Raw genomic sequence first — 5,561 nt, 5'->3', positions numbered from 1 at the left:
GCCTGGCCGCCGGCGGCCAGGCCGGCAGCGGCGGCGGCGGCCTTGCCGGCGGCGGCGATCCGGGCGGCGGCGCGCTTCTCGAGGGTCTTGCGCCAGCGGAGGAACTGCTTGGACTGGTTCCAGCCCAGCACCGCCACCGGATCCTCACCGGCGTAGTAGACGGCCAGGAAGGACTCCTCCCCCGGCCCGCCCTGCTCGTAGACCACCCGCTCCCCGGCCCCGGCGTCCCCGACGAACTGCAGCCGGGTGCCGTACTGGTTCGACCAGAAGTACGCCGGCTTCACCGCCGGCAGCTGCACCAGATCGGTGCCCAGCAGCGCCCCCACGGCCACCGCCGGGCGCTCGGCGGCGCCGGTCCAGTGCTCCACCCGGTGATGACGGCCCGAGACCGGGTCCAGCCACGCCGCGCAGTCGCCGACCGCCACGACGCCCGGCACGCTCGTGCGCCCGACCTCGTCGCAGACCACGCCGTTGCCCAGCTCGACCCCGGAACCCTCCAGCCACCCGGTGTTGGGCACCGCACCGATCCCCACGAGCAGCACGTCGGTGGGCAGCACCCGCCCCCCGGCCAGCCGCACCGCGGTGACGGAACCGTCCGAGACGTCGAAGTCCTCGATGTCGGCACCGCAGATCAGCTCCACCCCGGCCTCGGCGTGCAGCCCGGCCACCACCGCGCCCAGCTGCGCGCCCAGCGGACCGCACAACGGGGTCGGCGCCTTCTCCAGCACCGTGACCTCCAGGCCCAGTTTGTGCGCCGTGGAGGCGACCTCCGCCCCGATGAACCCGGCACCGATGACCACCAGGCGCCCCCCGCGCCCGATCAGGTCGCGCAGCTTCCGCGCGTCCTCCAGGGTGCGCAGGGTCACCACGTTCTCCAGACCCGCGACCTGGGGCAGCGACCGCGGCGAAGCACCGGTGGCGATCACCAGGCCGTCGGCGTGCAGCACCCGCCCGTCCTCCAGCACCACCGAGCGCGTGCCCGCGTCGAAGGACACCGCCCGCACGCCCAGCACCCATTCGGCGCCCAGGTCCTCGGTCTCCGTCTCCAGCGCCAGATCCTCGAGCTGGAAGGTGCCGGCCAGGAACTCCTTGGACAGCGGAGGACGGTCGTACGGACGCTGCGGGTCGTCGCCGACGATGATCAGCCGGCCGGAAAAACCTTGCGCACGAGCGGCCCGCGCGGCCGACAGGCCGGCCAGGGACGCACCAACAATGACGAGGGACTCCATCAAGAACCCCTTTCGGATCTCTAGGTATTACGTGATTCGGAGGCAGAGATGGAACGCTTCCGCCGTACAGGCGCATACTGTGCAACCTGATTCGTAATGTGAGTACTAGAGTGAAGCGCGTCACTTTCTCTTGTCAAGGGTTCGGCCCGATTTTTCCCCGATCGTCGCCCTGCGGCCGTAACGCGGGCCCCTGCGGCGGGCATCCTTGACTCCCCTTCCCACCCCTCCGAGAATGTTGCCCAGTACGACTACGGTTGCATAATGCAGGACGATGCTTCACCCCCGCCGTTCCCTCCGGCATCTGGTGGGCGACCTGCCCGTATGCACGGGACCGGCACGTCCGCGAGCACCTCGGGGACGCGAACAGCGACAGAGTAAGGACAGCGCCCCCATGGCCCGACAGAATCCCCGAGTGCGCGAGGTCGACGAGAACGATCTGGAGGTCCACGAGCCGAAGAGCTGGGCGGCCGGCCTGCCGGCCGTCTACTACTCCATGGAACCGGCGCTCGACCAGATGGGCGTCGTGCGCGCCGGGCGCACCCTCCTGAGCATGAACCAGAAGGGCGGCTTCGACTGCATGAGCTGCGCCTGGCCCGACCCGGGCCACCGCAGCACCTTCGAGTTCTGCGAGAACGGCGCCAAGGCGGTCACCTGGGAGGCCACTCCCGTCACCGTCGGTTCCGAGTTCTGGGCCGAGCACTCGATCAGCGATCTGCGCGGACGCTCGGAGTACTGGCTGGGCATGCAGGGCCGCCTGACGGAGCCCGTCCACAAGGCCAAGGGCGAGGACCACTACCGGCCCGTCAGCTGGGCGGAGGCAGTCTCCATCGTCGCGGACAAGCTGAGCAGCCTGGAGTCCCCCGACGAGGCCGCCTTCTACACGAGCGGGCGCGCCTCCAACGAGGCCGCGTTCCTCTACCAGCTCTTCGTCCGGGGTTTCGGCACCAACAACCTGCCCGACTGCTCCAACATGTGCCACGAGTCCTCCGGCTGGGGCATGGGCCAGACCATCGGCATCGGCAAGGCCACGGTCAGCTACGACGACTACGTCAACGCGGACCTGCTGATCCTCATCGGGCAGAACCCGGGCACCAACCACCCCCGGATGCTCGCCGCGCTGGAGAAGCAGAAGGAGAACGGCGGGCAGATCGTGGCGGTCAATCCGCTGCCCGAGGCGGGGCTGCGGCGTTTCAAGAACCCGCAGAACGCCAAGGGTGTCGTCGGCCGGGGCACGGAACTCGCCGACCAGTTCCTCCAGATCCGCGCCGGCGGGGACATGGCCCTGCTGCAGGCCGTCTCGAAGCGGGTGCTCGAGGCGGAGGACGCCGCACCGGGCACCGTCCTGGACCACGAGTTCCTCGCCCGGCACTGCGAAGGCCTGGAGGAGCTCAAGGCGCACCTGGCCGCCCTCGACGAGCAGACCGTCCTGGCGGCCACCGGCCTGACCTCCGCGGAGATCGACGAGCTCGCCGAGCGCTACCTCGAGGCGGAGAACGTCGTCATCACCTGGGCGATGGGGGTGACCCAGCAGAAGAACGGCGTGGCCACGATCAAGGAGATCATCAACCTCCTGCTGCTGCGCGGCAACATCGGCAGGCCCGGCGCCGGGGCGTCCCCGGTCCGCGGCCACTCCAACGTGCAGGGCGACCGGACGATGGGCGTCTGGGAGCAGATGCCACCGGCCTTCCTCGACGCCCTGGGCCAGGAGTTCTCCTTCGAACCCCCACGCCACCACGGCACGGACGCCGTCGAGACCGTCCGCCAGATGCGCGACGGGCGGATCCGGTTCTTCCTGGCCCTGGGCGGGAACTTCGTCGGGGCGATGTCCGACACCGCCGCGACGGAGGCGGCCACGGAGAAGCTGGAGATGAGTGTCCAGATCTCCACCAAGCTCAACCGCTCGCACGCCGTGGTCGGCGAGGAGGCGCTCATCCTGCCCACCCTGGGCCGCACCGAGATCGACGTCCAGGCCACCGGCGAGCAGTTCGTCTCCGTGGAGGACACCGTCTGCGCCGTCCACGCCTCCCGGGGGTCGGTGCAGCCGGTCAGCACGAACCTGCTGTCGGAGGTCGCCATCGTCAGCCGCATCGCCCGCGCCACGCTCGCCGACGCGGTCGACGCCGACTGGGAGGCCTTCGAACGCGACTACGACACCATCCGGGAGCACATCTCCCACGTCGTCGTCGGCTGCGAGGACTACAACGAGCGGATCCGGCAGGAGGGCGGCTTCGTGATGGAGAACGGCCCGCGCGATTCCCGCACGTTCAACACTCCCACGGGCAAGGCTCAACTGACCGTCAACGCACTGGATCTCCTGGAGTGCCCGCCGGGACGGCTCATCCTCCAGACCATGCGCTCGCACGACCAGTTCAACACGACGATCTACGGGCACAACGACCGCTACCGCGGCATCAAGAAGGGCCGCCACGTGGTGTTCGTGAACCCGGACGACCTGGCCGAGCTGGGCTTCGAGGACGGCCAGCTGGTCGACGTCCACGGCGAGTACGTGGACGGCAAGGACCGGGTGCTGCGCAGGTTCCGCCTCGTCGCCTACCCCACGGCCCGCGGGTGCGCCGCGGCCTACTACCCGGAGGCCAACATCCTGGTGCCCCTGGACGACACCGTCAAGGGCAGCAACACCCCCGTCTCCAAGGGTGTCATCGTCCGCCTCGAGCATGCGGTCGGCGGGCCGTCCGGAGCCGGCGCCGATGAGGACGCCCGCCCGGACCGGACCGCGACCGTCTGAGCCGGCCTCCGACCACGGGGACGACGGCGCGGCCGGCACCTCTCGACGGGTGCCGGCCCCGCCGTCGTCGTTGCCGGGTGTCCTTTCCCGGCCGTCCTCGGCGAGGTCGTGCGCCTACTGGCCGGTGGCGGCCCAGCCCGAGCTGTCCTGGCCGCCGTGGGCGCCCTCGTCCGCGATGCGAGCGGCGGTGCTCGCCGCGTCGCGGACCGCCTGGTCGGGAGTCCTGCCGGCCCGGCTTCCGGCCGCGTCCAGCGCCGCGGCGTAGCCGACGTAGAAGGTGGTGAGCGGGCCGGCCTCGGGCGAGACGGATCCGGAGACCCGCCGAGCGAGCTCCAGGATCTCACCGGTGTCCACCGTCAGGTCCAGGATCTGCAGGGCCTGGGCGAGTCGCCGGCTCCACTGGTCCAGGTCGAGGGTGCTGTCGTCGTGCAGGGCCATGTCGTCTCCTTCTCGTACGGTTCGGAACTCCGTTTCGGCGGTGGGCCCGACCTCCGTCTCGGACGGGGAGGAACGTCAGCCTCCCGAGAAGGGCGGCAGGACGTCGAGCACGTCTGTCAGCCTCCGATCGCGCTCATGGAACGCTCGGGCTGGACGTAGTCGGGGGAGTCCAGCCCGGGGTGGTCCATGCCGTGGGCGGCCGGTTTGGCCCACATCGCCGCCCGCCACAGCTCGGCGAGCTGCGCGTCGGAGGCCCCGGCGCGCAGCAGGGACAGCAGGTCGGTCTCCTCGTGGGAGAACAGGCAGGACCGGATCCGCCCCTCGGCGGTGATCCGGGTCCGCGTGCACGCGGCGCAGAAGGGCTCGGTCACCGAGGCGATGACCCCCACCGTGCCCAGCACCGGCCCGCCGGCCGGGGGGCGCACCTCCCACAGCTCGGCCGGGGCCCCCGCCCGCTGCCCCGGGTGCGGGTCCAGCCGGAACCGCTGCGAGAGCCGGTCCCGGACCTGGGCGGCCGTGACCATCTCCTCCCGCCTCCAGCCGTGGTCGGCGTCCAGGGGCATCTGCTCGATGAACCGCAGGGCGAAGCCGCGCCGAAGCGCCCAGGCCAGCAGGTCGGCGGCCTCGTGGTCGTTGACCCCGGCCATGAGCACCGCGTTGATCTTCACCGGGGACAGCCCCGCCGCCGCGGCCGCCTCGGCCCCGGCCAGCACGTCTCCCAGCCGGTCCCGGCGGGCCAGGGCCTTGAAGGTCTCAGCGTCCAGGCTGTCCAGGGAGACGTTGATCCGGTCCAGCCCCGCCGCCGCCAGGGCCTGGGCGCGCGAGGCCAGCCCGATCGCGTTGGTCGTCATCGACACGGGCAGCCGCGGGTGGGCGGCCCGGACCGCGGCCAGGATCTCCTCCAGGTCGCCCCGCACCAGCGGTTCCCCGCCGGTCAGGCGCAGCTCGGTGACCCCCAGCTCGCCCACCCCGACCCCGACGATCCGCACGATCTCGGCGGGGCTCATCAGCTGGGCCGCCGGCAGCCAGGGCAGCCCGGCCGCGGGCATGCAGTAGGTGCAGCGCAGATTGCACTTGTCGATCACCGACAGCCGCAGATCGGTCGCCCGCCGCCCGTGCCGGTCGGCCAGCCCCGCCGAGGCCGGCGC

General features: G+C 71.4%; 4 protein-coding genes. 1 reads left to right on the top strand and 3 read right to left on the bottom strand.

Annotated elements, in window-relative coordinates; translation table 11 throughout:
- The coding region (locus tag ACH9EU_RS14550) for an FAD-dependent oxidoreductase (protein WP_396414633.1) at positions 1-1,229 on the bottom strand (1,229 nt) is incomplete at its 3' end.
- 391 nt (positions 1,230-1,620) lie between these two features.
- Between ACH9EU_RS14550 and ACH9EU_RS14545 the strand changes: the two genes are divergently transcribed.
- Positions 1,621-3,975, top strand: a complete 2,355-nt coding sequence (locus ACH9EU_RS14545; protein ID WP_396414632.1) for an FdhF/YdeP family oxidoreductase — start codon at positions 1,621-1,623, stop codon at positions 3,973-3,975.
- Between the two features lie 114 nt (positions 3,976-4,089).
- Here ACH9EU_RS14545 and ACH9EU_RS14540 read toward each other — a convergent pair whose 3' ends face one another.
- Positions 4,090-4,413 carry a DUF6457 domain-containing protein gene (locus ACH9EU_RS14540; protein ID WP_396414631.1) on the bottom strand — a complete coding sequence of 108 codons (324 nt, stop codon included), beginning with the start codon at positions 4,411-4,413 and terminating at the stop codon, positions 4,090-4,092.
- Positions 4,414-4,529: 116 nt separating this feature from the next.
- Positions 4,530-5,561, bottom strand: a 1,032-nt coding sequence (gene moaA, locus ACH9EU_RS14535) for a GTP 3',8-cyclase MoaA (protein ID WP_396414630.1), incomplete at its 5' end; no start/stop codon positions are given.

The sequence above is a fragment of the Kocuria rhizosphaerae genome (assembly GCF_044462265.1).
In the GTDB taxonomy this organism is placed as follows: Bacteria; Actinomycetota; Actinomycetes; order Actinomycetales; family Micrococcaceae; genus Kocuria; species Kocuria rhizosphaerae.
This window is presented reverse-complemented; position numbering and strand designations above follow the sequence as displayed.